This window comes from Pseudomonas neuropathica, from assembly GCF_015461835.1.
In the GTDB taxonomy this organism is placed as follows: domain Bacteria; phylum Pseudomonadota; class Gammaproteobacteria; order Pseudomonadales; family Pseudomonadaceae; genus Aquipseudomonas; species Aquipseudomonas neuropathica.
Genome location: NZ_JACOPX010000008.1, coordinates 138,599 through 165,007 on the forward strand (window position 1 = coordinate 138,599; position 26,409 = coordinate 165,007).

26 protein-coding genes are annotated in these 26,409 nt (G+C 61.0%); all 26 read right to left on the reverse strand.

Annotated elements, in window-relative coordinates:
* Position 1 precedes the first annotated feature (1 nt).
* The 26 genes from H8F23_RS13360 to H8F23_RS13485 all read right to left on the reverse strand — a co-directional run bounded on the left by H8F23_RS13360 (position 2) and on the right by H8F23_RS13485 (position 26,224).
* Positions 2-361, reverse strand: coding sequence for a hypothetical protein (locus H8F23_RS13360; RefSeq protein ID WP_224795170.1), 360 nt, complete (start codon positions 359-361; stop codon positions 2-4).
* A 91-nt stretch (positions 362-452) separates the two neighbouring features.
* Positions 453-1,151, reverse strand: a complete 699-nt coding sequence (locus H8F23_RS13365; protein ID WP_134667717.1) for a hypothetical protein — start codon at positions 1,149-1,151, stop codon at positions 453-455.
* A complete protein-coding gene (locus H8F23_RS13370; RefSeq protein WP_095120174.1) occupies positions 1,151-1,657 on the reverse strand; it encodes a PAAR domain-containing protein in 507 nt (168 codons plus the stop codon). Before H8F23_RS13370 ends, H8F23_RS13365 begins: the two co-directional genes overlap by 1 nt.
* Positions 1,658-1,692: 35 nt before the next feature.
* Positions 1,693-1,938: a type II toxin-antitoxin system RelB family antitoxin gene (gene relB / locus H8F23_RS13375; protein WP_122610255.1), complete on the reverse strand. Its 246-nt coding sequence runs from the start codon at positions 1,936-1,938 to the stop codon at positions 1,693-1,695.
* A 152-nt stretch (positions 1,939-2,090) separates the two neighbouring features.
* On the reverse strand, positions 2,091-2,318 hold the full coding sequence (gene relB / locus H8F23_RS13380) for a type II toxin-antitoxin system RelB family antitoxin (protein WP_122610256.1): 228 nt from the start codon (positions 2,316-2,318) through the stop codon (positions 2,091-2,093).
* Between the two features lie 155 nt (positions 2,319-2,473).
* Positions 2,474-2,845, reverse strand: a complete 372-nt coding sequence (locus H8F23_RS13385) for a DUF6124 family protein (protein ID WP_150707381.1) — start codon at positions 2,843-2,845, stop codon at positions 2,474-2,476.
* A gap of 1,018 nt (positions 2,846-3,863) precedes the next feature.
* On the reverse strand, positions 3,864-4,724 hold the full coding sequence (locus H8F23_RS13390; RefSeq protein WP_038364894.1) for a CsgG/HfaB family protein: 861 nt from the start codon (positions 4,722-4,724) through the stop codon (positions 3,864-3,866).
* A gap of 28 nt (positions 4,725-4,752) precedes the next feature.
* Positions 4,753-5,184, reverse strand: coding sequence for a curli assembly protein CsgF (locus H8F23_RS13395; protein ID WP_194934684.1), 432 nt, complete (start codon positions 5,182-5,184; stop codon positions 4,753-4,755).
* The gene (gene csgE, locus H8F23_RS13400; RefSeq protein WP_093439237.1) at positions 5,181-5,573 is read right to left on the reverse strand and encodes a curli production assembly/transport protein CsgE; all 393 of its coding nucleotides are present in this window, start codon (positions 5,571-5,573) and stop codon (positions 5,181-5,183) included. The genes H8F23_RS13395 and csgE overlap by 4 nt, the downstream gene beginning before the upstream one ends.
* On the reverse strand, positions 5,570-6,109 hold the full coding sequence (locus H8F23_RS13405) for a type II secretion system protein (RefSeq protein ID WP_194934685.1): 540 nt from the start codon (positions 6,107-6,109) through the stop codon (positions 5,570-5,572). The genes csgE and H8F23_RS13405 overlap by 4 nt, the downstream gene beginning before the upstream one ends.
* Positions 6,084-6,458 (reverse strand): type II secretion system protein, encoded by a 375-nt coding sequence (locus tag H8F23_RS13410; protein ID WP_007919395.1) that lies wholly within the window; start codon positions 6,456-6,458, stop codon positions 6,084-6,086. The genes H8F23_RS13405 and H8F23_RS13410 overlap by 26 nt, the downstream gene beginning before the upstream one ends.
* A 5-nt stretch (positions 6,459-6,463) precedes the next feature.
* Positions 6,464-6,937: a type II secretion system protein gene (locus H8F23_RS13415; RefSeq protein ID WP_194934686.1), complete on the reverse strand. Its 474-nt coding sequence runs from the start codon at positions 6,935-6,937 to the stop codon at positions 6,464-6,466.
* 2 nt (positions 6,938-6,939) lie between these two features.
* On the reverse strand, positions 6,940-8,787 hold the full coding sequence (locus H8F23_RS13420) for a secretin N-terminal domain-containing protein (RefSeq protein ID WP_194934687.1): 1,848 nt from the start codon (positions 8,785-8,787) through the stop codon (positions 6,940-6,942).
* The gene (locus tag H8F23_RS13425; RefSeq protein ID WP_194934688.1) at positions 8,784-9,296 is read right to left on the reverse strand and encodes a hypothetical protein; all 513 of its coding nucleotides are present in this window, start codon (positions 9,294-9,296) and stop codon (positions 8,784-8,786) included. The genes H8F23_RS13420 and H8F23_RS13425 overlap by 4 nt, the downstream gene beginning before the upstream one ends.
* Entirely contained in the window at positions 9,296-9,844 is a 549-nt protein-coding gene (locus H8F23_RS13430) for a GspMb/PilO family protein (protein WP_194934689.1), read from the reverse strand. Before H8F23_RS13430 ends, H8F23_RS13425 begins: the two co-directional genes overlap by 1 nt.
* The gene (locus H8F23_RS13435; protein WP_194934690.1) at positions 9,831-10,376 is read right to left on the reverse strand and encodes a PilN domain-containing protein; all 546 of its coding nucleotides are present in this window, start codon (positions 10,374-10,376) and stop codon (positions 9,831-9,833) included. The genes H8F23_RS13430 and H8F23_RS13435 overlap by 14 nt, the downstream gene beginning before the upstream one ends.
* Position 10,377: 1 nt before the next feature.
* Positions 10,378-11,181 carry a hypothetical protein gene (locus H8F23_RS13440; RefSeq protein WP_194934691.1) on the reverse strand — a complete coding sequence of 268 codons (804 nt, stop codon included), beginning with the start codon at positions 11,179-11,181 and terminating at the stop codon, positions 10,378-10,380.
* The gene (locus tag H8F23_RS13445; RefSeq protein ID WP_228759222.1) at positions 11,162-12,883 is read right to left on the reverse strand and encodes a GspE/PulE family protein; all 1,722 of its coding nucleotides are present in this window, start codon (positions 12,881-12,883) and stop codon (positions 11,162-11,164) included. The genes H8F23_RS13440 and H8F23_RS13445 overlap by 20 nt, the downstream gene beginning before the upstream one ends.
* 81 nt (positions 12,884-12,964) lie before the next feature.
* Positions 12,965-13,495, reverse strand: coding sequence for a response regulator (locus H8F23_RS13450; RefSeq protein ID WP_034152602.1), 531 nt, complete (start codon positions 13,493-13,495; stop codon positions 12,965-12,967).
* A 219-nt stretch (positions 13,496-13,714) separates the two neighbouring features.
* The gene (locus H8F23_RS13455) at positions 13,715-14,476 is read right to left on the reverse strand and encodes a SurA N-terminal domain-containing protein (RefSeq protein ID WP_194934692.1); all 762 of its coding nucleotides are present in this window, start codon (positions 14,474-14,476) and stop codon (positions 13,715-13,717) included.
* Positions 14,477-14,491: 15 nt separating this feature from the next.
* Positions 14,492-16,042, reverse strand: coding sequence for an ABC transporter substrate-binding protein (locus tag H8F23_RS13460; protein WP_194934693.1), 1,551 nt, complete (start codon positions 16,040-16,042; stop codon positions 14,492-14,494).
* A 9-nt stretch (positions 16,043-16,051) separates the two neighbouring features.
* On the reverse strand, positions 16,052-16,672 hold the full coding sequence (locus tag H8F23_RS13465; protein WP_194934694.1) for an SCO family protein: 621 nt from the start codon (positions 16,670-16,672) through the stop codon (positions 16,052-16,054).
* Positions 16,669-17,319 carry an SCO family protein gene (locus tag H8F23_RS13470; protein ID WP_194934695.1) on the reverse strand — a complete coding sequence of 217 codons (651 nt, stop codon included), beginning with the start codon at positions 17,317-17,319 and terminating at the stop codon, positions 16,669-16,671. The genes H8F23_RS13465 and H8F23_RS13470 overlap by 4 nt, the downstream gene beginning before the upstream one ends.
* A 14-nt stretch (positions 17,320-17,333) precedes the next feature.
* Positions 17,334-19,256 (reverse strand): YncE family protein, encoded by a 1,923-nt coding sequence (locus tag H8F23_RS13475; RefSeq protein ID WP_194934696.1) that lies wholly within the window; start codon positions 19,254-19,256, stop codon positions 17,334-17,336.
* A 327-nt stretch (positions 19,257-19,583) separates the two neighbouring features.
* Positions 19,584-25,415, reverse strand: coding sequence for a manganese-oxidizing multicopper oxidase MnxG (mnxG, locus tag H8F23_RS13480; RefSeq protein WP_194934697.1), 5,832 nt, complete (start codon positions 25,413-25,415; stop codon positions 19,584-19,586).
* A gap of 200 nt (positions 25,416-25,615) precedes the next feature.
* Positions 25,616-26,224 (reverse strand): lytic transglycosylase domain-containing protein, encoded by a 609-nt coding sequence (locus H8F23_RS13485; RefSeq protein WP_093439292.1) that lies wholly within the window; start codon positions 26,222-26,224, stop codon positions 25,616-25,618.
* Between the last annotated feature and the right edge of the window lie 185 nt (positions 26,225-26,409).

Consider the following 26,409-nt stretch of genomic DNA (forward strand, 5'->3'; position numbering starts at 1 on the left):
ATCAATCTGGCATTGAACGAATAATGTCGGCCAGATCATCCTTGGTTAATTCATTGGCCTTAATGGCGGCAGCGATATCTTTTTTGGAAAGCGGAAAACGCTTGAAAATTTCTTTCAAAGTATCTGCATCCACATTTGCCAGCCAGAGCGGATCAATAAAAGAACCACCATACTCAGGCTTCATGGGCACTTCTTCGTGAGCAATCGCGCCTTTATGATTCAGATACACCACATAACGATCGTGACCTTCAGGAAAGCTTTTATCGTGGTAGAGCGTAGTGCCCAGAGGCAGGACATAGAAATTATCGTCGCCATTTGGACCTTCGATAAGCAACGGTTCTTTAGTTTTGATCATTTTCATATCGTGCCCCTTCGCAATATCATCAGAAATCAGAAAAGCCAAAAAAATCGCATTTACGGATAAAACTGCCACCAGCCAAAGGCCAAGTCGCCTATTTGTAAACATTTTTCTTATCATAAGGTGCCTCGGTATTCGCTTCGAGCATGGCTTGCAAATCCGCTGGCATAAAAATTCCGTCCTGCGGACTACTTTGCGTACGCGCTGCCTGTCTTTCAATGAAAGAAAGACCGCGCATCTCATTATATTTCGCCGGATTATGCACAATTGGCTTACCCGAAACTTTTGCTCCTGCAATTGTTACGGTTGTGCAGTTATTCGTAGTTGGATGATAGTTTGAAGGCAGGACGTAACGTGCTGACGACGCTGTCTTTCTTCTCTGTTCTTTTTGTTGAGCGACAATACCGTCGAAATGGGCGATAACAGCCTCAGCCTTAGCATTATCCAAAAAATAAACAAAACCAGTTGTTGTACGCCCCAAACTATTCTCACCAGAGATATACGTTTTGAAGGACGTCCAAACATTCAACACACCCTCCCCCTCGCTATCGAAGGTTCCCCATGTTTTGCCATAACGACCAAAATCGTAGGTGATGTCTTTGCTACCAACCACCACGTGTAAAGCTGCGTGCCCGAAAGGATGCTCTTCTTTATCGCGGGTATAGGGACCACCAACCAGTATTTCCATATAGGCACCTGACACGACTACCTGATTAGTCTTTGTAGTTTTTCCTGATGCGCCTGTATTTTTTGCTGCCTGTGTGGTGCTGTTAGTTTTAGTAGGCTGAACCATTAAAGATGTTCCGTATCTTCAAGTTTCGGAAACTTTATGCTGCAACTCCCTCTAGGAATATTTGCAACATGCACAAAGCCATTTTCGTCAAGGACGCCAGTCATCAAGGTTCCATCCGGCAGCGTCAGTTCATACGCCTCATTGGCGATGGGCTCATCTTTTTCGTTAAGCAACTGAAACTCGACAAAAGTCTTTTCTTTCAGAAACTGCGAGAAGAAGCTAGTGGAAGCGCCACCACCAGACTCACCGACGAAGGTGTCGGGTGATCCGGCAGTAATCGTCGCTCCGCATGCTGTTTGGGAGCCAACATGGGCAACGTCTTTCCCCAAACCGAAAACATGGGGAGCGCCCGTCGTTATGGGGTTGCTGCCGTGAAGAGGACAGGAATAGATATCTCCTACCAATGCCACGGGCATTGAATTAACAAAAATAGGACTTGATCCAGTGGAAATGTTTCCGCCGTGACTCCCTGGGTCTCCGAGCCTTGCGACTGGCTTTCCTGCCATCGTTTCTCTCCTTTGAATATTACAATCAACCGATGTTACCTGATCTTTGATGACTCCTGAACGGTCAAGGATTCATCGTTGTCAGACGCCTCAAGTGCCTCCTGCTTGCGCCGCACCCTTTCCATCAATGCCTCGATCTCTGCCATTACCTGCTCATGCGGAATGTTCGGACGCGGGTCATCGAGTGACTTCTGGACTTCGGCACGGAACCAGCGGTCGTAGCTGGCCGCCTGCTCTTCGTTTTCGAAATCTGCAATGGTTGTGGAAAACAGGGGATCCATGGTGCCTCCGGACTGAGGGTGAAAACGCGGTCTCTGTTCTTGATCGTTCCCACGCTCTGCGCGGGAATACCTCTCGGGACGCTCCGCGTTCCAAATTGCAAATTTGACGCAGAGCGTCAGGGGCTGCATTCCCACGCAGAGCGTGGGAATGATCAACGTGGGAGCGCCGGGTCTACTTTGCGCAACGTCTCTTGAGTTTCATGCTTGATTCGCCGTTCCGTCATCAATGCCTTCATATCTGCCATTACCTGCTCATTCGGAATGCAGGGGCGCGGATCTTCGAGCGATTTCTGGACTTTGGCACAGAGCCAACGGTCGTAGCTGGCGGCCTGTTCTTCGCTTTCGAAATATTGAACGGTTGTGGAAAACAGTGGATCCATGGTGCCTCCGGACCGAGGGTAAAACCCTGTCTCTGTTCTTGATCGTTCCCACGCTCTGCGTGGGAATGCCTCTCGGGACGCTCCGCGTTCCAAATTACGAATTTGACGCAGAGCGTCAGGGGCTGCATTCCCACGCAGAGCGTGGGAACGATCAATCAGCCATCCTTCAGCTCGACGTGATCGAGGGCTTGATTCACCGCCAGTTCGCCCAGCATGACGACTTGTGCGATGCCCAGTGCTGTCTTGCGATGCGAGGTTTCCAGGGAGGCGGCGAAGTTGATGAGCATTTCGCTGGCCGAGCCGAGGGTTTCGCTGGCGTTGGCGAGCAGGGATTCGGTGTTGTACCTGGGGTTGGCGAGGTACATGGGTTCCGGCTCGTTGGCGCTGGACATGATGTGGGCGGTGGGGTTGAGGTAGAAATCCAGGGCGCGGTCGGCGGCTTCGTGGAGTTTTTTGCTGTCGACTGAGGCGTAGGGGGATGTGGTGTTGGTGTCTGATTCTGGGGGGTTGGGTGTTGGTTTTTTCATAGTGATTCTCTCTCATTGATAGTTGCAGCTGGCCCATTCGACTTCCAGGAAAAATGGGTGGCAGCTGTACGCAGGCTGGAAATCCGGGAGAGAGCAACCCGGCAGACACGAATGTCTCCCGCGCACAACCGCCATAACAGAGTGCACACAATGAAAGTGCGCAAGCATACGTTATGAAAGGCGTATCTGCTCTCTCGTGTCTTCGGGTTTCCATGCCCGGTCGCTGAATTGGCAGCGACGAACACAGGCTAGAGACCGGACGTCCGACGGACAACCTGAAAACCTTGTGGGAAGGTTCCGCCGATTCAGACACTTCTTTAAACACACTTCAGATCGCAGCCCTCACCCTAGCCCTCCCGAAACGTCGGACCGCCCGGAGGGAGAGGGAACTGACCGAGGTGTTTGGGTGAGGTACGCCGACGTGAAATACCGAGCTGAACTCAGATTTTGAAGCGTTGAAGCAAGAGCCCCTCACCCTAGCCCTCTCCCAGAGGGAGAGGGGACTGACCGAGTGGTTTGGTAGAGGTACGCCGACGTGCGATACCGCGTTGAACTCAGGTTTTGAAAAGCACACAAATCGGCTCCCTCTCCTCGGGGAGAGGGCTGGGGTGAGGGGCAAATCCACCACAAATCCAAAGCCGAACACCCGCGCTCTTCACCACTCAATAGGCCGAGTGTCAGCTCGCCTGCTCTTGATCTTGATCCACGGGCGACGTCGGAAGGCTGAGTGGAGGGATTGATCCGGGCGTGGGAGCGCAGCGACCGTTTGGCGCAGCCAAACACAGCGAGAGGAGGTGCAGCGAAGCAAACCGTAGGCGCTGCGCCCGGATCGATCACGGAGCGAAGGAACCCCGAGCTTTAGCGAGCGGGCCGCACGTAGGAGCAAGCCTTTTTGGTTACTTTTTCGGCGTCTGGAAAAAGTGACCCGCCGTAAGGGCGGAACCCTAAGCTGCCGTTACCGCAGCAACGGATATGCACCCGCCCAACCAGAACCTGGTCGGCCCGAAGGCCGCCACGTTCACTCCGCCTCAGGGTCAATCTTGTTCTGGCTCAAATACCGATTCAACACATCATCCTGCCCAGGCACAGAAGCGTCCCCCGCCACCTGCCACAACCGCCGCTCAATCCCCTGCGCCACCATATGCCCCACCGCCGCCTCAATCGCCGACAACACACAAAGCTGCGCCGGCTCATTCGTCGTATACCCGACCTCAGCCTCAAGCAACTTTTTGAACTCGATAAACTTGAAAATCCCGGCACTGCGCGCCACCGAATAAATCGTCTTGCTGGTCATCACATTCGCCAACACCTGCCCGCTGCGAACATCCACCGCACGCAAGTTCACAGTCACCTGATCCACCCGATACTCACGCTGCAAATCAATCCCCAGATACCGCGCCCCTTCCCCACCGCTACGCACGTTCGTGTCATAAGCGATGATCCCACCCTCAAGCATCATGTTCGCCGCCTGCAACGGCGGCAGCTCACCCTGAATATTCACCGGCGTATTCGGCTTCTTCTGCGACGCGCGAATGATCTTGCGCTCGGTCAACAGGTTCTGCAGCCCTTCCCGCTCCAGCACCACAAACCAACCACTGGCCTGCATCGCGTCCATCAACATCGACGCTGCACCCTGGGTCACACTGGTGGAAAACGAACTCGCCGGCGTCGGCTTGTACTGCCCGGTCTGATCACGGAACCCGTACACCACCGCCATCAACCGCCCCTTGGGCCGTGGCATCTTCAGCAAGTCGTAATAAGTCGAGGCCCTTGGAGTCAGGGTCGGGGTTTCGGTGTCCTGCTCGGCCGACATCGGCTCACGCAGACTGCACCCTTGTAATGTCGCCAACAGCAGCCCTAACGCGATGATCTTTTTCATGTCCGTTCTCCCCGGAACCGTCAGCCCGTCATGGGTTGAGGCCGTTCACCTGAATTTCCGAAACCTCACCGGTCGCTCGATCGGTCACTTCAATGCTCAGTGCCCCGGAGTCGTCGATGACGTTGACGATAAAAGAGTCGGTGGACAGGCTCCCCGTGTTGCCGGTGGAGATGTTGTCCAGCAACTGCCCTAGCAGCCGCGATTGCAATTGACTGGTGAAGCGCTCCAGCGCCGAGGTGCCGGCCACGCTCGAACGGCTTTTCAGGTCCGGATCGTCGTGATCGTTTTGCGCCTGCGCGTTGTTGAGCAGCCAGGTGCCGTTGAGCGGGTTGCCGCCGAACGACGGGTTGACCGGCGTGTAGACCAGTTCAGTGGCCTGGACAGCCGCAACGCTGGCGAGCCCGATCAACAACCCCGAGATCCAGAATCCGCTGCGCCGTGAGAACGTTGTGCTGTTCATAGTTCGTCCTTCTCAAGGTCGGTGGTGTCCTGCAACAGAGCCTCCAGCTTGCGCTGGACAACCTGGCGTCGAACCCAGTCGGCGGCCGCGTAGGCCTCGTCCTTCAGTTCCACGGTGTTCGGCGGCAGGAAGCGCCGATAAACCAGGCGTTGCTGATATTCCACGGTCACCAGGCTGCCCCAGCGCGCGTCGGGGCGCTCGCGCACCACCAGGTTGAAATCCATCGGGCTGGTGTCACGCAGGCGTTCACTGAACGAGTAGTAAAAGTCGTGGCCGATGTGCGAGATCGTGTCGTCGACGATGAAGCCCATCATTTCGTCTTCTTCACCGGCGTGGGCGCAGCACGCCACAGCGGTGAGGATCAGCGCGCACCACCACTGACGAGTCATGGCTGCAACGCCTGCGGCAAATTTGACTGGCCTTTGGCCGGGCCATTGGTGCCTTCAAGAAAGGCTTTTTCGGCAACGAACTGCCAGTCCGAATAGCGCTGCATGCCTTCGAAATCCGACCACTGTGTCGGGAAGTCCGCCTGCTTCAACGGCAGCTCGGTCGACGGGCTGTTGAGGCCGGTGATGCGTCCATCGAAACCGCGTTGTACTGCCCATTCACCCTGACCGATCGGGTCTGGATAAAGCTGACGCAAATGATGTTTCGCTTCTGGAAAACGTTGATCGTCGAGCAGGTCGACCAATTCTTTCGGGTACTGCGCCAACCCCGGCGAACTGCGGTAGTAGCTGCGCAGCGCCTGGGCGTATTGAGTGCCGACCCAGAGCAACTGGCGTTCACGGTCACGGCGCGACGCGGTCGACCACAACTCGCCAGCACTGGCCAGGCCCATGCCCATCACCACAATCAGGAACAGCACGCCCAGGTAAGTGAAGCCGCCCTGCTGCGCGCGGTTACCACTCGGAATACTGGCTGCCATCACGCGCCCTCCCGGTAGCACCGCTTTTGATATCAGCCACACCACCGGCAACGCCGTCCGGTGGCGCGATCAGCACCCACTGGTCTTTGCGTTCGGTAATCGGGTCGAGTGGCGCGTTGCGCAGGTAACGTTGTTCGATCAGTTGCTCGATGGAATCCGGATAACGGCCGGTGTCGCCGTAGAAGTGATCCAGCGCCTCGCGCATCGCCGACAGACTCTGGCGCAGGGTGGTTTCCTTCGACGCTTCGAGGCTGTTGAAGTAGCGCGGCAGCGCGATGGTCATCAGCGTGGCGATGATCGCCATCACCACCATCAGCTCCAGCAAGGTAAAACCTTTTTCCCGGCGCATGAGGTTCACCACTCGCGGTAGGCGATGCCGTTGAGGCCCTTGCCCCGGGCGTGGGAGTAGACGTCGAACACGTCCTCGCCATCGCGCGGATTCTGAGCCGAACTGTTGTAGGCGCGCACGCCCCAACCCCCTTCATCATCACGTTTGGCCGGCACCAGCGGATCGCGCGGGATGCGGCGTAAAAAGTAGAACTTGGCGCCCTTGGCGCTGCGCACATCGCGCACGCCTTCGACCAGCACTTTCAGGTTCGGCGGGTAGCCGCTGCTGTTCAGCGACTTCTCGATGTAGCCGGCATCGAAGGCGCGTTTGTAGGCGTCGATGGCATCGCGAATCTGGTACAGCGCGTTGCGCAATTCCTGCTCCTTGCCCCGCCGCACCAGGGTCTCGGTCAGCGGCGCGGCCATGCTCGCCAACAGGCCAATCAGGGCCAGCGTCACCACGACTTCGATCAGGGTGAAACCGCGTTGGGAGGCGTTCATGATCAAGGCTTCTCGACAGTGACGCGGGTGGTGGCCACGGCCGATTCACCGACGGCACGCGGCTGCGCGGCAGGCGACGGCATCACGTAGCTCTGCGAACGATCCGGGGCCTGGATGTGCATGCTGGTCTCGGTGCCGGTGGAGAACTCCATGTCCGACGGGCTCTGATACGGCAGGTTGCGCACGATCCGTGGGGTGATCGACAGCACCAGTTCGGATTTGCCGATGGTGTCTTTGTTGCTGCCGAACAAACGGCCGAGTCCGGGAATATCGCCGAGCCCCGGAATCTTGTTGCCGGTGGCGCCGTGGTCGTTGCGCACCAGCCCGGCGAGGATCTGGGTTTCGCCATCGTGCAGACGCAGCGAGGTTTGCGCATTGCGGGTGTCGACCTGCACCGGGATCGTGCCCTGACGGGTCGGTTCCAGCGGCGTGGCGTTACTCACTTCGAGAGCAATCTTGATCGCCACTTCGTTGTTCAGGTGCACGGTGGGCGTCACTTCGAGCTTCAGACCGACATCCAGGTAGGTCACGCTTTCAGTGATCACCGGCCCCTGTGTCGACGGCACCGAGGTCGCGCTGATGATCGGCACGCGCTGACCAATGTGAATGCGCGCCTGCTCGCGGTTGCTGACGCGAATCACCGGACTGGCGAGGGTGTTGATGTCGTTGTCCTGCGCGTTGATCTTGGCTTGCGGCGATGGGCCGATGGAGATGCGGTCAGAGTTGATGCCCTTGAGCTGGCCCAACAGGGTGACTGGCGAACCATCGGAGTTGACCACACCGAAGGTGCTCGGCCATTGCAGGCCAAGGTCGAGAATGCGCTGGGTGGCGACTTCCATCACCTCCACTTCGAGCACCACCTCGGGGTTGGACTGGTCTTGCGATTGCAGAAGTTTCTCGGCCATGCGCACGGCGTCTTCGGTGTCGCGCATGGTCAGGGTGTTGAGTCGTTCGTCGACAAACACATCGCGGGTCTTGAGCATGGTTTTGACCATGTTTAGCGCGGTGTTGGCGTCGATGCTGGTCAGGTAGAACGTGCGCATCACCAGTTCCTGGTAATCCTTCACTTTCTGTGGCGAATCCGGGTAGATCAGCAAGGTGTTTTCGTTCACCACTTTCTGGTGCAACTGGTTCTGTTGCAGCAGCAAGGTCACGGCGTCTTCGATGCGCACGTCACGCACGAAGATCGTCGCTTTCATGTCCGGGCGCAGGTCTTTGTCGAAGATGAAATTGAGCCCGGCGACTTGCGACAGCACTTCGAAAATGGTCTTGAGGTTGGCGTCACGAAATTCCAGAGTCACCGGGCGATCGAGCTTGGTGCGCAGTTGCGGATAAGCAATCACGTTGCGGCTCTGCACCAGGCGAATGTTGCCTTGCAACTCCAGCGCGCCTTGGTTGGCCGGGTCGAGTTCGAGGATCTGTTTGACCTGACGATCCGCACCGTAGATGTCGCCACGACGCAGGTCGCCGCGGGCCAGCTCAAGTTTCTCGTCCATGCTGCGCAGGTACTCCATCTGCTTCAGCGCATCCTGGGCGCGGCGGTTGTTCGGCTCGATGGTCAGCACGCGCATGTAGGCGGTGCGCGCCGAAGTGAAGTCGCGACGCGCGCGGTCGGTGTCGCCGGCCGTCAGCAACGACGTGATCGCCTTGGCCCGGCCGGTGTTGAGCAGCAGGTGCAATTCGGTGTCGCGAGGGTTTTCACGCAGGCCTTCTTCGATCCGCGCCAGCCCCGCCTCGTACTGACCCTGTTCAATCAGGTCGGCGGCTTCCTTGTTGGCCACCTGCGCGGTGCTGCACGCGGCCAGCCCGGCACACAGGCCCAGGCTCATCAGCAAACGGGAACGGTTCATTGCGTACTCCCCACAGACAAGGTCTGCGACAAATGCAAAGGCAGGTAGACCAGGCTCAATTCCACATCGGAAATGCCGGTGATCTTCCAGGTGTCGTCGATCACATCCCCGTTGCGCACGACGTAGATCTTTTCGCCGTTCTGCAAAAACACTTGCAGGTCGCTGCGGTCATGCAGCCGACCGACGAACTGAAACGGCACCGGTGGCAGGCTCGGGGCTTGCACCACTGTGGCCGGGTTGATCGCTTGTTCGGTGACCGTGGCCAGGGTCGGCGCGGCCTTCCAGGATTTCGCCGCGAACAGATCGCCGGCCGGGCTCAGGTCCTTGATCGGTGCATCCTTGGCCTTGGCGGTGCTGGCCGGCAGCGCGCCCCGGGTTTTCCCCGGTGTGGCGACGGCAACCTGGTTCGAATCGGCGTCTTCGCTTGGCGAGAAATACGCCGGCAACCACGCCAACGCCGCCGCCACACCGAAGAACGCCAGCCACCCTGTCACGCGCTTGGTATTCATCACGACCTCGACAGGTAAAGGGTCATACGGATCCGGCCATTGAGGTCGGTGTCGCCAATCTTCTTGCGTTGCAACTCGAGGTCTTCCACCACCACCGCCGGCAACTGACCGAGCAAGGCGTGCACGAAGCGGCGCAGTTGCGGGTAGCTGCCGCGCACTGGCAAGAGGATCTGATAGCGCGCCAGATGGGTTTTCGGGTCGACACCGAGGGCGTACTCACCGCGCGCCAGGGTGATGTGCTCCTGGGCTGCGAGGGCGTAGATGCGGTCGATGGCGACGGTGGCTTGCGGCTGCGCCGGCAGTTTGTTGCGGAAGTCGTCGAGCTGACGCTGCGGCACCACCGGCGGCGCGATGCTGCCGTCTTCAACCTTGGCCAGGTACTCGCTGGCTTCCTGAGTCTGCTGGCTCAAGTGCTGCAACGATTGCCAGCCCGGCAGCAAGCCACCGAGTGCCCAAGCCACGGCGACCAGCAGCAACGCCAACCCGGCGAGGCCCGGAACGCCGAGGCCTTGCAGGTATTCGTGGACGATCAGTCTAGGGATTCGCATCGCCCATCTCCCAGGTCGCCGACAGGTTGAATTGCACCGGTTGCTCCGGCGATTTGACGACGATTTCGTGGCTCAGCAGCGACACGTCGGACAGCTCGTCGCTGGCTTCCAGCCGTTTGTGGAAATCGAGCATCGCTTGCAGATCCCGCGCTTCAGCGCTGATCCGCACTTGGCCCTTGCGCGCATCCGGGGTCAGAGTCAGCAGCGCGACGTCATCGCGCGGCATGGCTTCGAGCATGGCGAACAGGCGTTCCCACGGCCGGCGCAGTTGCTGCGAGACCTTGCGCATCTCGGCGAGGTTTGCCGCTTGCTCGCGGGTTTCCGCCGGGCTCAGGGTGGACTTGGCGCCGCTGTCGCCGGTGAGCTGACGCTGCGTGGTTTGCAGATGACCTTGTTGCTGTTCGGTGTGCGCGTCGAGGTGCTGTTGCACGCCGAAGCACAGCAGCGCCAGCAGCACGCCGCCGCCGAGCAGGCTCCAGCCCAACGGGCCGGAACGTGGACGTGGCTGAAAATCGAGATTAAGCGCGCGCATGTCAGGCCACCGCCCGGGACATGACGTACAAGCCGTCACGCACGGTCATCGCGTCGTCTTCAAGGGTGCGCAGTTGCACCCCCGCCACGTCCGGATGCGCATCAAGGCGCGCCGGCGCATGCAGATAAACGTTGAAGGCGCGTTCGCTGGTCGAGGCCTGCAGCTGCCGTTCGCGACCGATCAGGGCATTCAACGCGGCATCGCTGTCGCTGCCGCCCACTGAGCGCACACCGGCCCAGCGCCCTTCCCTTGCGAGCAACAACACGCTGCGTTGCGGCTCGGCGACGACGAAGAGGAAGTCGCCGGCATCGAGACTTTTGTCGAAGCGGTTGAACGCCGCCATCAGGTACGGCTGCACCGAGCGCAGGCGCAAACCGCGACCACTGACCAGCGTGCGCAGGCGTTCGAGCAAGTCTTGCGGCAAGGCGCTGGCGATGCGGTCGTAACCGGCCGGTTCGGCGGACAACACCAGACTCCACGGCTGGGTTGGTGCACCGAACAGGTCTTCGAAACACAGTTGGGCAAAGCCGCGCAGTTCCTCAGGGCTGCTGATCTGCGCGCTCCATGGCACCAGGCAGAAACGGCTGAAGTGACCGGAAATGACCACGCTCAATTCGGCACCGGCGCCGGCGTGTTCACCGAGCAGGCGATCGAGGGTATCCAGCGCCACCGCGTAGCTCTGGAAGCCTTCGTCGATGTAACCGACGCTGCCCAGCCACAGGGTGTCGCTGCCGCGCCGCTGACCGAGACCAACACCGCTGGCGCCGAGCACGGCGACAAAACGCTCACGAGATAAATGTGACACGGTTGATCTCCTCCAGCGTGGTGCGACCTTGTTCCACCAGCTCCAGCGCCGATTCGCGCAGCAGGCGCAAACCACGGGCGCAGGCCAGGGCTTTGATTTGTTTGATCGGTTGGCGCTCGACGATCATCTGGCGCAGCTCGTCGTCGAGGTGCAGCAACTCGGCAATCGCCGTGCGCCCGCGATAGCCGCTGCCCCGGCAGTGGCCGCAACCCTTGCCGTGAACGAAGTGGTAGTGATCGACTTTCTGCGGATCGAGGCCCGATGCGCGCAGTTCTTCATCGCTCGGATTGACCGGTGCGCTGCAACTGGCGCACACCAGCCGGATCAGGCGCTGGGCGAGAATCGCGTTGAGCGCCGAAACCAGGCTGTAGGGGTCGATTTCCATTTGCGTGAAGCGGCCGATCACGTCGAAGACGTTGTTGGCGTGGATGGTGGTGAACACCAGGTGACCGGTGAGCGCCGATTGCACAGCGATCTGCGCGGTGTCCGGATCACGGATTTCGCCGACCATGATCTTGTCCGGGTCGTGACGCAGGATCGAGCGCAAGCCACGGGCGAAGGTCAGGCCTTTTTTCTCGTTGACTGGAATTTGCAGCACCCCCGGCAACTGATATTCGACCGGGTCTTCGATGGTGATGATCTTGTCCACGCCGTGGTTGATCTCGGTGATCATCGCGTACAGCGTGGTGGTCTTGCCGCTGCCGGTCGGGCCCGTCACCAGGACCATGCCGTAGGGTTCGGCGGCGAGGCGACGCAACTGGCGCAGGGTTTCGTCTTCAAAGCCCAGCGCCTGCAATTGCACGCCGCAGACCTTGTCGGCGAGATCCTGTTTGTCGAGCACCCGCAGTACCGCGTCTTCGCCGAAGATGCTCGGCATGATCGATACGCGAAAATCGATCTGGCGGCCACTGATGCCGATCTTGAAGCGACCGTCTTGCGGTACGCGCTTCTCGCCGATGTCCAGTTCAGCCATGACCTTGACCCGCGAAATCACCTGCTCGGCGAACTCGCTGCCCTGGACTTTGCTGATGTTGTTGAGCACACCGTCGATGCGGTACTTGATCACCAGACCGTGGCCGGTGGTGCCGAGGTGGATGTCGCTGGCGTGCATTTTCAGCGCGTCGTACAGGGTCGAGTTGACCAGTTTCACCACGCTGCTGGCGTCTTCGCTGATGCTGGTCAGCGACAGGCTTTGCAGGGTGTCGATTTCGTGGTGGGTGTCGCCCTGAGCGTTCAGCGATTCGACGGCATGAAAGCTTTCTTCGTGGCGGGCCAGATAGGCCTTGAGGTCATCGGCGTGCACCAGATACAGCGGCGCGCCGTGCAGGCAATCGTCGATCCAGGCCAGCCGCGCCGGGTCGAAGGGGTCGGCAAATACGCCGATGACTTCGTCGTTGTGGCGCAGCAGGATGAATTCGCGTTTCAGGCATTGTGCGAGGGTGACCCGGTCGAACACCGGCGTCGCGGCAAACAGGCTGTCCGTGTCGAGCACCGGGTAATGCAGGGTGGCGCCGAGGGTGTGAATGAACGGCATCGGCGCCAGTTCACAGAGTACGCCGAGGGCTTCAAGGACGCGTTCGCCGGAGGTGGCGGCCCGCGCCCGGGCCTGGGACAACTGCTCGCTGGAAAAGTATTCACTGGAAAAGCGCTCGGTGGCACTTGCGGCCAACAGCGGTTCGACGACAACGGACAGACGTTCCATGGCTTGCTCTCCAACCGGGGCTTAGAGCCCTGTCGGCGCGGCAAACCTTGGCGGCAAGTGCCGGAACGTCTGTTCGCGCCATTACTCCCCGGTGAGCATTTGATCGTCGTCCGGTGCCATGGCGTGCAACTGTCGTCGCCGATCCGCCAACACCCAACTGCCATCGTACAACTGCAACGGGAAGCTCTCGGTCCTGCTCTGGCGTCGTTCGACAAATCCCTCGGAAGGGCTCGCACCGGGTTTCGCTTCACGCTTGATGCCCAGAAGGTCGCAGACCGCCCGCGCCAGTTCCGCCAAGGGAAACGGTTTGAACAGGATGTGGCTGACCCCCAGTTGCCGCGCCCGCTCACAGACTTCAGCGGTCGGGTGACCCGTTATCAGCACAAAATGGCACGTCCTGTTCTGGCGGACCGCGTCGAGCACCTCAAAGCCTTCCATATCGGGCAAGCGGTAATCGAACACCAGCACGTCGGGGGCAAAGGTTTCGGCCAAACCGATAGCCGTCGCTCCGTCATGTGCAATCGCGACGTCCAGCCCCTGCGCCGACAGATAATCCTGAAGGTTCTGTGCAAGCAGCTGTTCGTCTTCGACAACCAGTACTTTGTTAACCAAGGTCGACTCCTTGAAACAGCAGGTCCGATGACCCCGCCCTGAGAGTGCGCCTTACCAGGGGTAACGCACACTTCATGCCAGGCTGAGTGCCGGTAATTTTATCTCTTCATGTCCTTGAATTTAATGACAATGCCCGCTCGTCCTGGTACCCCGTTCCCCAGAAACGGGGAAGCACCTGAATGGGCATCGAAGCCATTCCCCACTATTGGGGGGGAACCTTCAGTCGTCGTCAATTCGTTCGATCCTGTTCTGCACCCGTAATTGCGCGAGCACCTGACGACGAGCCTGGGTCTGTTGCTGTCGGGCGAACTCTGCCCTGACTGTATCCAGCCCCTGTAAATCTGGGACATCGGCGGCCTCCAAGTGGTTCGGCAAATAAATCACATGCCAGCCAAACGGTGAACGCAGTGGTTGGCTGGCAAAACTCGCCCCGCTGACAATCGAGGCGCGCATTTGCATCAAGCGTAGACGCGCTTGAGCCACTGTGGCTGCATCTGCTTGCACGGGCACGCGGATCAACAGGTGACGGGGTTGCAAGGTATTGGCGCGGATCAGTTCGGCGAACATCTGCTGCGCCGCCAGTTCGCGGCGGGTGTACTCGGTGAAGGAGGCCTCATCGAAACCGGCGTCCTGCAAGCGCCGGACGAATTTATCCGCGCCGCCGATGGCCATGCGGGTTTGCTCGATCTGCTGACGCAGCAATTGTTCGTCGATCTGCCGGCCACGTTTCTGCGACTCCTGCCACAGCAATTCTTTGTCGATCAGCATTTGCAACGCGGCCTGGCGCAGTTCCTTGTAGGCCTTGGGGCTGCGAATACTCGTCACCGCGCGGCCCTGATCTTCCAGGTATTCGGCGAAGAAGCGCTCGAAGCGAAACCCGGAAATCTCCGTGCCGTTGACCCGTGCCACGGCCGGCTCGTTATTCGCCCACGCCAGCGGCAGCCAGCAAGTCAGCAGCAAGATCAGCGTTGTGCGTTTCATGATCGGGCCCTCCGTTCAGGGGCTGGCAACCATCGGTTTATAGGGTGCGACCAGATAGAAACGTTGATCGGGCAAATCCACGGTAACCACATGCGCGCCGCTCAAGCCCAGCCGTCGACCGGGACCGAAACTCAGGCGCGGGGTCAGGCCGGTGTCGAAGTCGTGCAGGCCTTCCAGCGCCGCCACCAGTTTCTCGCGGCTGGCGTCGCGGCCGGCCTGCTTCATGCCTTCGCTGAGCAGCAACATCGAGGCATAGGCGCCGACTTGCAGCACCGCGTGCTGGGCGCCGAGGCCTTGGCCTTCACGCAGTAACGTCAGGGCCATGCGCCCGGCCTGGGTCCAGTCGCTGGGCACGAACGGATAGGCGAGAAACACCCGCCGGGTGAATCCGTCGGGGACTTGCAGCAGATCACCCGCCACCTGACTAGAGGCGGCAAACAGGTAAGGCACTTGCCCGGCGCTTTGCAGCCGCGTCGCCAGACGACTGAAGCCGCCGCCAGTGCCCAGATAAAACACTGAACGCGAACCCAGCGGCAGCGCATCCGCCGTCGGGTCGTAGGCTTGCAGATGGACTTTCTGCCAGCCGTGATCCTGCAAGTACTGGCCGAGGTTTTGCGCGGCTTGCGTCTGGATCGGGTCATCGGGATAAGCAATCAGCGTCGGCCCTTGCAGCACGCGCAAACTGGCCGTGGCGTAATCGGCCAGCGCGATCAACTGCTCACGCAATCCCGGTAATGGCTCGAATATCTGCGGACTGGCCTGCAGGGTGCCGAGGATCGACATCGGCCCGATCAGTGGCACCCCGGCCTGTTCCAGGCGTGGCCCCAGTTCGCTGTCGAGAGCCGGTGCCAGCGGCGCGATCAGCGCAAACACCTGTTCCTGCTCGATCAGTTGCTGCAAGGCCTGTTCGGCACTGGCGCGGTCCGGGCCGGGATCGATCACCGTCAAGCGCAACTGCCGGCCGTGTATGCCACCGGCCTGATTGATCCGCGCGACACTGCCGTTGAGCACCGCCGCAACGGTCATGCCCTCCTCGGCCAGCGGCCCTTGGCTGGGCAGCAAGGTGCCCAGATGCAAGGTCTCGGTATCGAGGCCGGGGTCGCGTTCGTCGGCGAGGCGTTTGAGATAGGCGGTGAGGTTGCGCTGATCCTTCATCGACAGCAGAAAGCGCGGCATGCTCGGGTCGAGACGGTTGTGGCCGGGATCTCGGCCCTGCTCAATGGCCGTGGCCAGAGTGCTTTCGCTGTAGGCCGGATAGCTGCGGCCGTTGACCTGTTGCTGGCCATACGTGCTGGTCAGTCGCGCCCAGTTCAATTCGGGGGGACGCACGCCGCCTTCAGGTCGGCCGAGGCCATCGGTGCCATGGCAATTGGCGCACGGCAGGCTGGTCGCCGGCAGCAACACATCCGCCGCGCCGACCCGCGCCATGATCGCTTCGCCACTGGCCGACAAGCCTTGGCGGTACAAGCGTTTTCCCGCCGCCTCTTCGGGTGTCAGCGGCGCAGCGCTCGTGCCAAGGCTGACGCCGGCGAGCAGGACCAGGGCGAGGACGCAGTAGCGTTTCATGGCGCGGACTCAGCGGCCGGCCACGGGCATTGTCAGCAACTGCAAGCGCTGGGCAATGGCGGCAGCCGGGGCGTCGGGACGGATTTTGCTCCAGCGTTTATTGGCGACATCGCCGACGATCAACTGCGTGGAGTGTTGCTCTGGCGTCGGTACGATCTGGCCGATGCGACTCAATACCAAGTCCATCTGCGCCTTGTCGCCGGTAAGAAAAAGCCAATGAGGGTCATCGGAACCCTGCTTCAAGGTGTAAGCCTTGAGCACCGCCGGCGTATCGCGCAGCGGATCACTGGTAAGGGAAATAAAGGTGATGTCCTGCGCCTTGTCACCCAGCAGCTCGCGGACTTCCTTGAGCTTTTGGGTGATCAGCGGACACGCGTCATTGCAACTGGTGAAGATCACGTTAAGCAGGACGATGCGGTTTTGCAGCGCATCGCTGTAGAAGCGCAGGGTCTCGCCGTTCTGATCCTGTAAAGGCGTGTCGGTGAACCAGGTTTTCGCGTCGTGGGTGCCTTTGGCCGGCGCGGCGGCCACAGCGGCTGGCGGCTCAGAGACGTGGCCTTCGTGAGCGAACACGACGTTACCAAGAATCCAGAAACACACGGTCAGGGAGATCCAGTCGAGCAGTCTCATGGCTGTTGCTCCATGGCGATGGCAGTGTGTTTGGCGTGGGTGCGCAGGCCGCTGAGTTTTTCCACTTCCTTGGCCAGCAGCGCCGGATCAGTGAAGCCGTAGTAGCGCATCCAGTGGCGGCTGTCGCCGTCGCCGACGAGGATCAGCGGTTGATGACTCTTCAGGTCGCCGCTGAAACTGCCGAGGCCCTTGAGGGTTTCATTGATCGACTGTGGCGAGCCGGTCAGCCAGCTCCAGCCCGGCCCGCGCTGGAACGTGCGCGCATAATCCTGCAGGCGTTTCGGGTCGTCGCGCTGCGGGTCGATGCTGATCGACACCAGTTGCACTTCGTTGCCGACCCGTGCACCGAGCTGTTTCTGCACCTTGCCCATGATCGACGAGACCACCGGACACACCGTGGTGCAACTGGTGTAGATGAAGCTCATGACGACGATTTTGCCCTGCACCAGGTCTTGTTCCAGGCGTACGGTTTTGCCGTTCTGGTCGAGTAGCGGCACGTTGGCGAATTTCACCTGGGCGTGTTCCTGGGTATTGCTGGCCGGGGCTTTGTGCCCGGCGTGCTCGTCCGCCGAATGGGCCTGGGCTTGTTGGATGCCGAGGCTCAACAGGCACAGGCTCAGCAGGCCACTGGATGCAAATCGGTTCATGTCGAAACTCCTCTTCAACGGGCCTGGCCGGGGGCTACCCGAACACTGGCAAAGGTCTTGTCATCGAAACCGGCACCCAAAGAGGCCGCACGCACATGCAGATACCAGGCGCCGCTGCGGTCGAGGGTGATCGGCGCTTCGTACACGCCGTCGGCGACTTCCAGCGCGGCCACTTCGCGGGGATGCGAGGTGGGCGCGAGGTAGTAGCGCAATTGCACGTCTTTCACGCCGCTGCGCTGGGTTTTGTCTTTGCCCTGCACGATGCGGAAACGCACGACGTAGGGGTCGTTGAGTGCCACGGCAGTCTTGTCGAGGAGGAACTCGACTTTCGGTTGGCCGAGGTGTTTTGCCACGGCGCCATTGGTTTCGATCTGCGCAGTGAAGCAGTGAATGATGTTCGGTTGATTGAGCAGGAACGCCACGTCGAAGCGCCCCGCCGCCGGCAGCTTCACCCGCGCGCTGTAAAGTCCCGGCGAGATTTCGCGCAAGCTGCGGTCGATGACCATGGCGGCGCGGGCGATCTGCCCCCGATTGGGGTAACCGGACATCGGCGCGTTCATGCCTTCGGCGTAGAAGTAGGTGGTGTTGTCGACCGGGTTGACCACGAACACCGCGTTGTCGTCACGCGACACTGCCAGACTGGAGGCCAGCGGCAAATCCCCGGCCAGACGCGGCGCTTGCGGGCCGGCTTCGAACCCCTGGCTGATCGGCTGGCGGCCTTCGCCTAAAGAAGACAGGTTGATCATGGTGACTTTCGGTGAAGCGAGTCCGCGGATGTAGGCGTAGGCCTGGGTGAACACCACTTGGTAGGGTTCGGCGCTGACGTCGAGGTCGTGAATGGCGCTGTTGGTCGCGGCGTCGATGACGCTGGCGCGGTTTTCCACGGTGTTGAGCACCACGCCGAAGCGGCCGTCGGCGCTGAAGCCCATGGGGCCGAGGCCTTGCTGCAGTTTGATCACCCGGCGGATGGCGTGGGTGCTGGCGTCGATCACGGTCACGGTGCCGTCCTTGCCATCGGCCACGTAGACCGCGCCGGACAGCCCCGAATAGGCGACTGACAGTGGATGCGAGCCGGTTTTGATTTGCTCGACGATGTTCAGGCTGGCGATGTCGACCACGCTGACGGTGCCGTCATCGCGATTGCTGACGAAGGCGAAGCGGCTGTCCTTGCTGAAGCTGATTTCGTGGTGGCCGCGCCCGGTCTGCAAGTGTTTGAGGGGTTTGAGGCTTTGGCTGTCGATCACTGTGACGCCGGAGTCTTCGGCTTTGCTGGCGTTGTTGCCGACCCAGAGCAGACGTTCATCCGGTTGCAGCGCCACGCGTACCGGTTGGCTGCCGGCTTTAATCGAATCGAGAACCTTGAATTGTTCGCTGTCGATGACGGCCACTTCGCCGGCCGTCGGCATGGAAACGAACACGCGTTTGTTGTCTTTGGGCGTGACCCAGTCCATCGGCGGCTGCTTGAGTTCGATTCGCGCGAGGGTGCTGGTGATGCCGCCGACCGAGACCGACGGATCGACCACGGCGATGCTGGCGTCGCGGTTCATCACCAGCAGGAAATAGCTGTTGAGGTCGAGCAACGGCCGCGCACCGATGTTGGATTTGAGAAACACCCCGACCCGGGCTTTGCAGCTCTGGTCGCGGCCCTGGGCCTGATCGGCGGCGAGGGTTTGCGGATCGACCCAGGCCCCCGGCGCTACCCCGGACAACGGCTGACCGGAAGCGCTGTCGGTGATGTGGAACTGCACGTCGGCGAATTCACCTTCGCGCAGCTTGCCGTCGGCGGCCAGTGGCTTGAGGTTGAAGTCCACCGCCACGCCATCACGGTTCAGCGTCTGCCCCCCGCCGGTTTGCGCCAGCGCAATCTCACTCAGCGTCAACAACGCCCCGGCCATGGCCAGCGTGCAAATACCGATGATGTTGATGATCCTGTTCATCCAGCACTCCCCTACCTCTTCATCTGGCAAAACACCGGCCCCTGTAGGAGTGAGCCTGCTCGCGATGGCGTCATCCGTCTCACCATCCGAAACCGAGTTGCCCCAATCGCGAGCAGGCTCACTCCTACAGGGGATTTGCATCCATCCCACTTCCTCACTGCCACCACTGCCCACTGTGGGAGCGAGCTTGCTCGCGAAGGCGTCTTCCGCTGCACCCTTGAAACCGGGTTGCTCCCATTCGCGAGCAAGCTCGCTCCCACAAGGGATTTGCATTCCTACCGCACCCTCACTGCCCACCACCGGCCCTCTGTAGGCCTGTCGTTGTGTCTACTGCCCCTGCGGCGCCGGTTCCGGTTCGTTGGTCACCCGCAGCAAGCCCCATAACCCGGAGGTGTTGCCGTAGGCGGCGTAATCGCGGAACAGATAATCCCCCGGGATCGCATTGCTGCCCCCAGCGCTCGGGATCATGAAGCTGAAGTGCGCGGCCGGCAGGACGCTTTCGTGGGCGCCGATGTACATCGACATCGGGTTGTAGCCGAAGCGCACCGAACCCACGCCCGGCGACCCCATCGGATAACCCCCGGTGTCGCTCTTCTCGGCCTGGAACGGATTGACCGACCAGACATGCCCGTCGAGCTGGAACGTGGTGCCACGACTGCCACCGCTCGGCATCAAAATATGCGTGCGCAACGGTTGCCCGGGTTTGGCATACAGCACCGGCGTCTGCGGATCGCCGCCCACCAACGCGTTGCTGTAGGCCATGTGCGCGTTGGTCATGTCGCCATAACCCGCGCCATCGGCATGCCCGAACGGTGCATCCGGGGCGAGGCCGAAGCGGTACCACAGCGGTTCGGTCTTGTAGTTGATCGCCATGCTCGAGTTGTCCTGCGGATCGGTCGGCACGCCGAAGCCTTCAGCAGCGATCCCTTCCACCGGCCGGCCATTGGCCCAACGAGTGTTCAACGCCTTGTGCCAGACCATCGCGAAGTCGCGGTAACTGGTTTGCCCAGGCGCGGTGACCGTGGCGTTGACCTTGCGCGCATCGTCGACCCAGGTCGCGCCGATCGGCAGAATGCTCATCGCACCACCGAGGCCTTTTTGCGGCTGCTTGATCACGTCCGCCGGGGTGATGTTCAAACCACCGAACTCGACCGCCGTGGCGTTGATGTTGTCGACGCTGCGACCCAGTTGCGTCACCGGTTTGCCTTCACGCTCCAGGTGCCCGGCGTAGTACTGATAGGTACGCGTCGGGTACGCGCCGCTGTTGCCGACACGCGGTGGCACGGTCTGGATGGGGTTGGCGCCGACATTGGCACCGTCGGATTTGGTGATGTCATACGCCAGCAATTGCGCATGCAGGCCGACGTGGCTGGACGGCCGCATCAGGTTGTTGCTGAAGGTGGTCGAGCCCAGACCGCTGTTGCGATCACGCTTGACCATGCCTTGCATCACCGCGGTTTGCGTCAAGTCGGGCATCACGCTCGGCAGACGGTTTTCCAGAGTGATGTTGATGCAATCTCCCGCGGCTGCGCGCAGCACCAGCGGTTCGACCGGGATGCCGGGTTTGAGCTTGCCGCTGAGCGGATCCAGGTCGGATTTACGCACATAGAGAATCGCGGTCGGATCATGCAGCGGCCCGCTCTGCCCGCCGATGGTGATGGTTTCGCCATCCTCCGGATCAGTCACGGTGACTTGTGGAATGCTCACCGTGCGCGAATTCAGCACCAGGGTGCCGCCCGCTGGATTGAGCGGCCCGCCGACATGCTGACCAAGCCCTTCGGGATCGCCGATGGTCAGGCCCAGCGTATTGCCGAGGATGTCATTGGCCAGCGCCGCGACCACTTCATAGTTGCGCTGCACAGTCGGCCGAGTGCCAATGCCGTTAGGATTGGCGCCATAGCGTGGGCAACTGCCCTCGAACGCCACGGTATTGCGCATGCCCGCCGGGCTCGGGTTGTTGGGGATGGCGAACAGGTCGGCGCGTTTGGCGGTGTAGTTGCGCATCACGCCCCAGATACCGCTCCAGTAGCCTTCGATCGAAGCGTCCATCGAGTACAGATAATCACCCGTGGTCGCCGCCGAACTGGACAGCATCGACACCGGCGCAATGAAGCCCATCTGTTCGGAAATACCGATCATCTGCGACGCGCGCCAGCCGGAGTTGGAGCTGTTGCCGAAACCGGAACCGCTCTGCAGCCATTTCACACCGTGCAGGGTGACGTTGTGCTCTTCTTCATGGCCGCCGGCATGCACCCGCAGCCGCACGTTGTCGCCGGTATAGGTGCGCAGCATCGGCGTGAACGGGTCACCGGGTTCGGCGCCGCCCTTGTTGATGTGCGGCGGGAACAGCGTGGTGCCGCCGGTTGGGCCGGTGGCCGAGGTGAGCAGATTCGGCGCCAGGTTCATCGCCGGAATCGCGCGGTCGGTGCGGCTTTGCATGGCGAACGACAGATCACCGCCGAGGCCGTCAGCCTGCATGCCGCGTTTGCCATCCGGGCCGACCTTGTTCGGGTCGTACACGCGCAGGGCCAGCGGTTCGTTGCGATAGTTGACGACGAACATGCCCGGGTCATCCACCGAAATCGCCTGCGGACATGGCCGGCTCGGGCAGCCCGGCACCTGACCGCCCTGCACTTCCAGCACGCCTTCTAGCAAGTTGCTGGCGTTGTTGCGCACTGGCGGGTTGATCGCGTAACGGAAGCTGTCGGCGGTGGCCGGGAACGCCTGCGCATTCGGCACACCGTTGGGACCGGCACCGACATAGACGCCAGCTTCATAGGCGTGCTGGAAGTCGCTGTATTCGAGGAAGAACTCGCGGAAGCTGTCGTTCTTGCCGTCGCCATCGAGGTCGCCGGTGTTGATCACCGCTTGCCACGAGGTCGGGCCGCCATCCTGACGCGCGCCGCTGTACAACGGCTCACCGGTTTCGGCGTGGAACCAGGTGGAACCGGCCGGCTCTGCAAGAACGGTTGCGTACAGACCAATCTGCTGGTGCGTCGATGGGCCTAAGTGGTCGTGGGTGAAGATCGTGCCGAGGCCGCGATCGACGCCTTTGGCGTTGACCACCGGATCGACGAACCAGCGCTGCATCGCCGTGCGCGCACCCAGCCAGTCGGCGCGACCATACTGGCCGAAGAATGGGTGGTTCCTGGCTATCGGGCAGGCCTGGGTGCCGTCACGTGGATCGGTGCCGGCGCACTGGTTGAACTCGCGGATCGCATGAATGCGCTCCTGCACAGCGCCGGGCGAGAGCACGCCGTCCTCATAGTTCCAGCCGTTGGAGGAGCCGTCCGCCGAGGTCAGATCCCACTTCGGCAAGTGGATGTGCTGGCCGATCACGTCGGTTGGCGTGCGCACCTGATAGTCGTCCATCTCATAGGTGGCCGGGACCAGGTTGGTTTGCTGGTATTGCACGCAATCGAAAGTGTTCATGCGCATCACCAGCGGCTCTGGCGGACGCTGCTTGGTGATCACCGGCCAGGCGTCTTCCCACAGCGCCAGAATGCGCGCCTGCGGGAAGTGATAGCCGACCTTGTTGTACACCGCGTCGAACTGAATATTGGCGGCTTTGTAGATGCGTGGGCGGTCGGCGGTGAAGCTCGAGGCGCCGACAAAGGACATGCCGTCGATGCGCTCACCGCTGGCGAACTCGCCGCTGCCGGCGTTGCTGGTCAGGCGTTTTTGCCGATCGTCCATGCACGGCTCGTAGTACGGCGCGCCGGCCATTGGCAAGGCACCGTTGGTGCGGAAGGCCTTGGCCACCACTTGATTGCCGGGCAGCAAGGCGTAGCTTGGGTGGTCTTTTTTCGCGTGGAAGGCCATCGCCGCCTGTTCGACTTCAGTGCCTTCTTCCGGCAGGTAAATCGGTTTGGCTCGGGTGACTTCCTTGGAGAAATCCAGCGAAGTGGTGACGGTGTGCGCCTCGCCACCGGCCGCGACGCCATCGAGTGCGTGACGCTGCAAGCCGCCATTCCAACCGCCGGACTGCGCCGGGTCGAGATTGGCCCACAGTGCCTTGCCGCTGGCCTTGAGCGACTGTGCGGTGGCGGCGTCGAGCATGTCCAGTGGCGGCGTTGGCGGACGTTGGCCGACCGAGCTTTCCATACCGCCGATCCAGAACGGATAGCCTGGGTTTTTCAGGCTGCCGTCGGCATTGCGATTGGCTTCGCTGCGATCGACCAGCGCCAGCGAGCCGATGGCTTGACCGCCGGTATTGCCGCCGTGATGTTCGCCGTCGTCGCCCTCTTCTTCATCCTCGTCGTCATCATTGCCGGCGATCAGGGTTTCGCCGATTTTCGGCACGACCACGACTTTGCCCGGCATCGGTGCCATGGCTTTGCCCGGCAGCGGAACAATCGCCGGAATCGGTGTGCCGGCAATGATTTCGCCGTCCGGCAAGGCCCGCGCGCCAGCGGCGGGTTTGCCGCTGCGCAAGGCAAACGGTTCGCTGTGATAGCCGTCGGCGCCCTGTTGCGAAACGTCGAGCCGCGTGCCCTCTTCAAACACATCGTGCACGCGCCACATGGCCCACATGCCTTGAGCAAAGTGCGGATAGAAATGGCAGTGATAGATCGCATCACCGGCCACGCGGTTGCGGTTGCCCGAACCACCGTTGGCGATTTCATAGGTATAACCGGCGCCCGGTCCGATGCCCTGGGCGTCGACGTAATCGGAGTTGTCGTCGTTGGGATTGAACAGCCACTGATGGCCATGCAGGTGGAAGATGTGCTGCTCGTGGCCATTGTGGGTATTGCGGAATTTGACGAAGTCACCGATGTAGCTGTGGTTGACGTTCGACGGCTCCGACGGATACAGCGCCATGGTGGCTTTCACGCCGATCTGATCGGCGCGCGGTATCTGGCCGGGGGCGATGTTCTCCAGCCCGGTGTTGGCCGGCACATCCACCAGCATCGCCACATCGCCGACGGTGTGCGAGCTGAGGAAGAATTCTTCATAGGCACACGACAGGCAGTCGTGCATCGGCCCCACGCCCAAGCGGTTGGCGACCACTTCGGCACCCATGCCGCCGGAGCCATAGTTGATCATGAACGAGTCGCGGGTCGGCTCCAGCACATGGGCCATTACCGGGTCAGCCCAATAAGCCGGGAATGCTTGAGTAGCGGCGGTTTCGTCCTGGAATTGCGAGGCGAAATCGCGGAATGCTTCGAGGCGGTTGGGGATCGCCGGGTTGCGTTTGCCCATCGACTCCAGCGGGTAGGTGCTGGATGGGAAACTGCCGTCGGCGTTGCTGCCCATGACAATCGCATCGCTTTCGCTGGAGATGATTTCATTGCCGTCGACCATGCCGATGATCGGCGTACCAGCCTTGCCTTCACGCAGCCACGGTTCGCGCTGCGGGTAGCGCGCCTGGTAATCGACGATCGGTTGGCCGGTGGGTGCGCGGCCCGTGGTGGCCAGGCGCATTTCTTCTTCAGTGAGGGTATTGCGATAGGTGCGACCGCCCTTGGGCAGCACGACGACCTGGCCGAACAGACCGTTGGCAACGTTGCCGGCCGCGCCCTCGCCGCCAAACGTCGCGCCACGGCTACTGACGGCAAACGCGCCCTCACGTTCGGCGAACAAGGTGTAGGAACGGCTGGAGCCCGGAGGCACCAGGCTGTTGGCGTTACGCCCGGTGAACGAAGAGATGTCATCGATGCTGTTCACCGCTTGCAGGCCGTTGACCTGGAAACCGACGTGACGATCCGCCACTTGCTCGTCGACTTTGAAGGCTTCGGCGCCGTTGGCGTTTTCCACGCCCTCCTCTTCGCCCTGGTTTTCAAAGTGCTTGTTCGGATTGGCCTGATAGTCGAGCAGGTTCTGCAGATTGATCGTCAGGCAATCACCCGCCGCCACGCGCAGCACCAACGGCCGTGGACGCTTGTCCGGACGCAGCGAGACTTTGCCCGGCACTGCGGCGCCGCCGTAAGCCAGCGACTGCTCATGTTCATCGACCACATCGCGGCGCAGGGCGAACATCATGCCGTTGATGTTCTGCGCACCGAGGCGGTTGAACATCAGCGGTTGATCGAAGGCGACGACGTTGGCCACCAGGTTGCGCTCGCAACGCACGGCCGCGCTGGCCAGCTCGACGCTGAGCATCGAGGCCAGAATCAGCAGCCAGTTGAACAGGGACGGAGCGTGATGAATGCCAACCATGATCAGTAACCTCGTAGTGGGTGCTCTTGGGAACACTTCTCGACAAATGCCTCGGAGCAATCCGCGTGCCACAAAAAATCTCATTACCGTTCAATCAGTTACCGCAACCATTTGAGGATCTGGGGGATATTCCCCACCGGTTTTCCCCACTTTTCGGGCCTCTGCGGTTTGCCCCCGAATGTGGGGAAAACCGGGTTGGGTCACAACGGCGCATCCATGGCCAGGCCCTGCAAACGCCGGTATTGACGCAATACGTTCGGTACATAACGCTGGGTTTCGGCGAACGGCGGAATCACCCGGCCACGGCTGAGCACTGCGTCGGGCCCGGCGTTGTAGGCCGCCACGGCGAGAGCAATGTCGTTGTCGAACAAGGTCATCAGGCGTTTGAGGTATTTCGCCCCGCCCTGGATGTTGGCCTTGGGGTCGTAGACGTCGGTCACACCCAGTTCGCGCGCGGTGTCGGGCATCAACTGCATGAGCCCGCCCGCGCCTTTGGCTGAGGTCGCACCGGGGTTGTAGTGGGATTCGGCGTTGATCACCGCGTGCAGCAGCGCCTCGGGCAATTGATTGACCTTGGCCGCCGCCGACACCAGTTCCGCGTAGGGCTGGTTGGCGATCATTTGTGGCTGTTGATCAAGGCTGGCCACAGGCATTTCAGCCTCGTGGATCACCCGTTCGTAGGTGCGTCCGGGCCGGTGAACGTTGGACAGGACATAGCTGCCCTTGGCGTCCACGGAGATGAATACGTCGGCTTGCGCGGCGCCGCTGAGCAGCACACATCCGAGCAATCCGCTGGCGAGAAATTTCATGTCGGGCCTCCCCGGATCGACCCCGATAAATTGGGGGAAATGCCCCAATGGCCGATCACGTTTGAGCCATACGCAAGCACTGTGCCGACTCTTGAAATGCCCGATTTACAAGGGCTTCAGCCAATCAACCGATCTTCAGTGAGGCTGAGCATGGCAATTGCATAAGCCCTTCAGGCGACACGGCT

What these genes read in the sequence shown, in the direction of transcription:
- H8F23_RS13360 (WP_224795170.1), bottom strand. Translation starts at nt 361, where the DNA reads ATGAAAATGATCAAAACTAAAGAACCGTTGCTTATCGAAGGTCCAAAT.
- H8F23_RS13365 (WP_134667717.1), bottom strand. Translation starts at nt 1,151, where the DNA reads ATGGTTCAGCCTACTAAAACTAACAGCACCACACAGGCAGCAAAAAAT.
- H8F23_RS13370 (WP_095120174.1), bottom strand. Translation starts at nt 1,657, where the DNA reads ATGGCAGGAAAGCCAGTCGCAAGGCTCGGAGACCCAGGGAGTCACGGC.
- relB (WP_122610255.1), bottom strand. Translation starts at nt 1,938, where the DNA reads ATGGATCCCCTGTTTTCCACAACCATTGCAGATTTCGAAAACGAAGAG.
- relB (WP_122610256.1), bottom strand. Translation starts at nt 2,318, where the DNA reads ATGGATCCACTGTTTTCCACAACCGTTCAATATTTCGAAAGCGAAGAA.
- H8F23_RS13385 (WP_150707381.1), bottom strand. Translation starts at nt 2,845, where the DNA reads ATGAAAAAACCAACACCCAACCCCCCAGAATCAGACACCAACACCACA.
- H8F23_RS13390 (WP_038364894.1), bottom strand. Translation starts at nt 4,724, where the DNA reads ATGAAAAAGATCATCGCGTTAGGGCTGCTGTTGGCGACATTACAAGGG.
- H8F23_RS13395 (WP_194934684.1), bottom strand. Translation starts at nt 5,184, where the DNA reads ATGAACAGCACAACGTTCTCACGGCGCAGCGGATTCTGGATCTCGGGG.
- csgE (WP_093439237.1), bottom strand. Translation starts at nt 5,573, where the DNA reads ATGACTCGTCAGTGGTGGTGCGCGCTGATCCTCACCGCTGTGGCGTGC.
- H8F23_RS13405 (WP_194934685.1), bottom strand. Translation starts at nt 6,109, where the DNA reads ATGGCAGCCAGTATTCCGAGTGGTAACCGCGCGCAGCAGGGCGGCTTC.
- H8F23_RS13410 (WP_007919395.1), bottom strand. Translation starts at nt 6,458, where the DNA reads ATGCGCCGGGAAAAAGGTTTTACCTTGCTGGAGCTGATGGTGGTGATG.
- H8F23_RS13415 (WP_194934686.1), bottom strand. Translation starts at nt 6,937, where the DNA reads ATGAACGCCTCCCAACGCGGTTTCACCCTGATCGAAGTCGTGGTGACG.
- H8F23_RS13420 (WP_194934687.1), bottom strand. Translation starts at nt 8,787, where the DNA reads ATGAACCGTTCCCGTTTGCTGATGAGCCTGGGCCTGTGTGCCGGGCTG.
- H8F23_RS13425 (WP_194934688.1), bottom strand. Translation starts at nt 9,296, where the DNA reads ATGAATACCAAGCGCGTGACAGGGTGGCTGGCGTTCTTCGGTGTGGCG.
- H8F23_RS13430 (WP_194934689.1), bottom strand. Translation starts at nt 9,844, where the DNA reads ATGCGAATCCCTAGACTGATCGTCCACGAATACCTGCAAGGCCTCGGC.
- H8F23_RS13435 (WP_194934690.1), bottom strand. Translation starts at nt 10,376, where the DNA reads ATGCGCGCGCTTAATCTCGATTTTCAGCCACGTCCACGTTCCGGCCCG.
- H8F23_RS13445 (WP_228759222.1), bottom strand. Translation starts at nt 12,883, where the DNA reads ATGGAACGTCTGTCCGTTGTCGTCGAACCGCTGTTGGCCGCAAGTGCC.
- H8F23_RS13455 (WP_194934692.1), bottom strand. Translation starts at nt 14,476, where the DNA reads ATGAAACGCACAACGCTGATCTTGCTGCTGACTTGCTGGCTGCCGCTG.
- H8F23_RS13460 (WP_194934693.1), bottom strand. Translation starts at nt 16,042, where the DNA reads ATGAAACGCTACTGCGTCCTCGCCCTGGTCCTGCTCGCCGGCGTCAGC.
- H8F23_RS13465 (WP_194934694.1), bottom strand. Translation starts at nt 16,672, where the DNA reads ATGAGACTGCTCGACTGGATCTCCCTGACCGTGTGTTTCTGGATTCTT.
- H8F23_RS13470 (WP_194934695.1), bottom strand. Translation starts at nt 17,319, where the DNA reads ATGAACCGATTTGCATCCAGTGGCCTGCTGAGCCTGTGCCTGTTGAGC.
- H8F23_RS13475 (WP_194934696.1), bottom strand. Translation starts at nt 19,256, where the DNA reads ATGAACAGGATCATCAACATCATCGGTATTTGCACGCTGGCCATGGCC.
- mnxG (WP_194934697.1), bottom strand. Translation starts at nt 25,415, where the DNA reads ATGGTTGGCATTCATCACGCTCCGTCCCTGTTCAACTGGCTGCTGATT.
- H8F23_RS13485 (WP_093439292.1), bottom strand. Translation starts at nt 26,224, where the DNA reads ATGAAATTTCTCGCCAGCGGATTGCTCGGATGTGTGCTGCTCAGCGGC.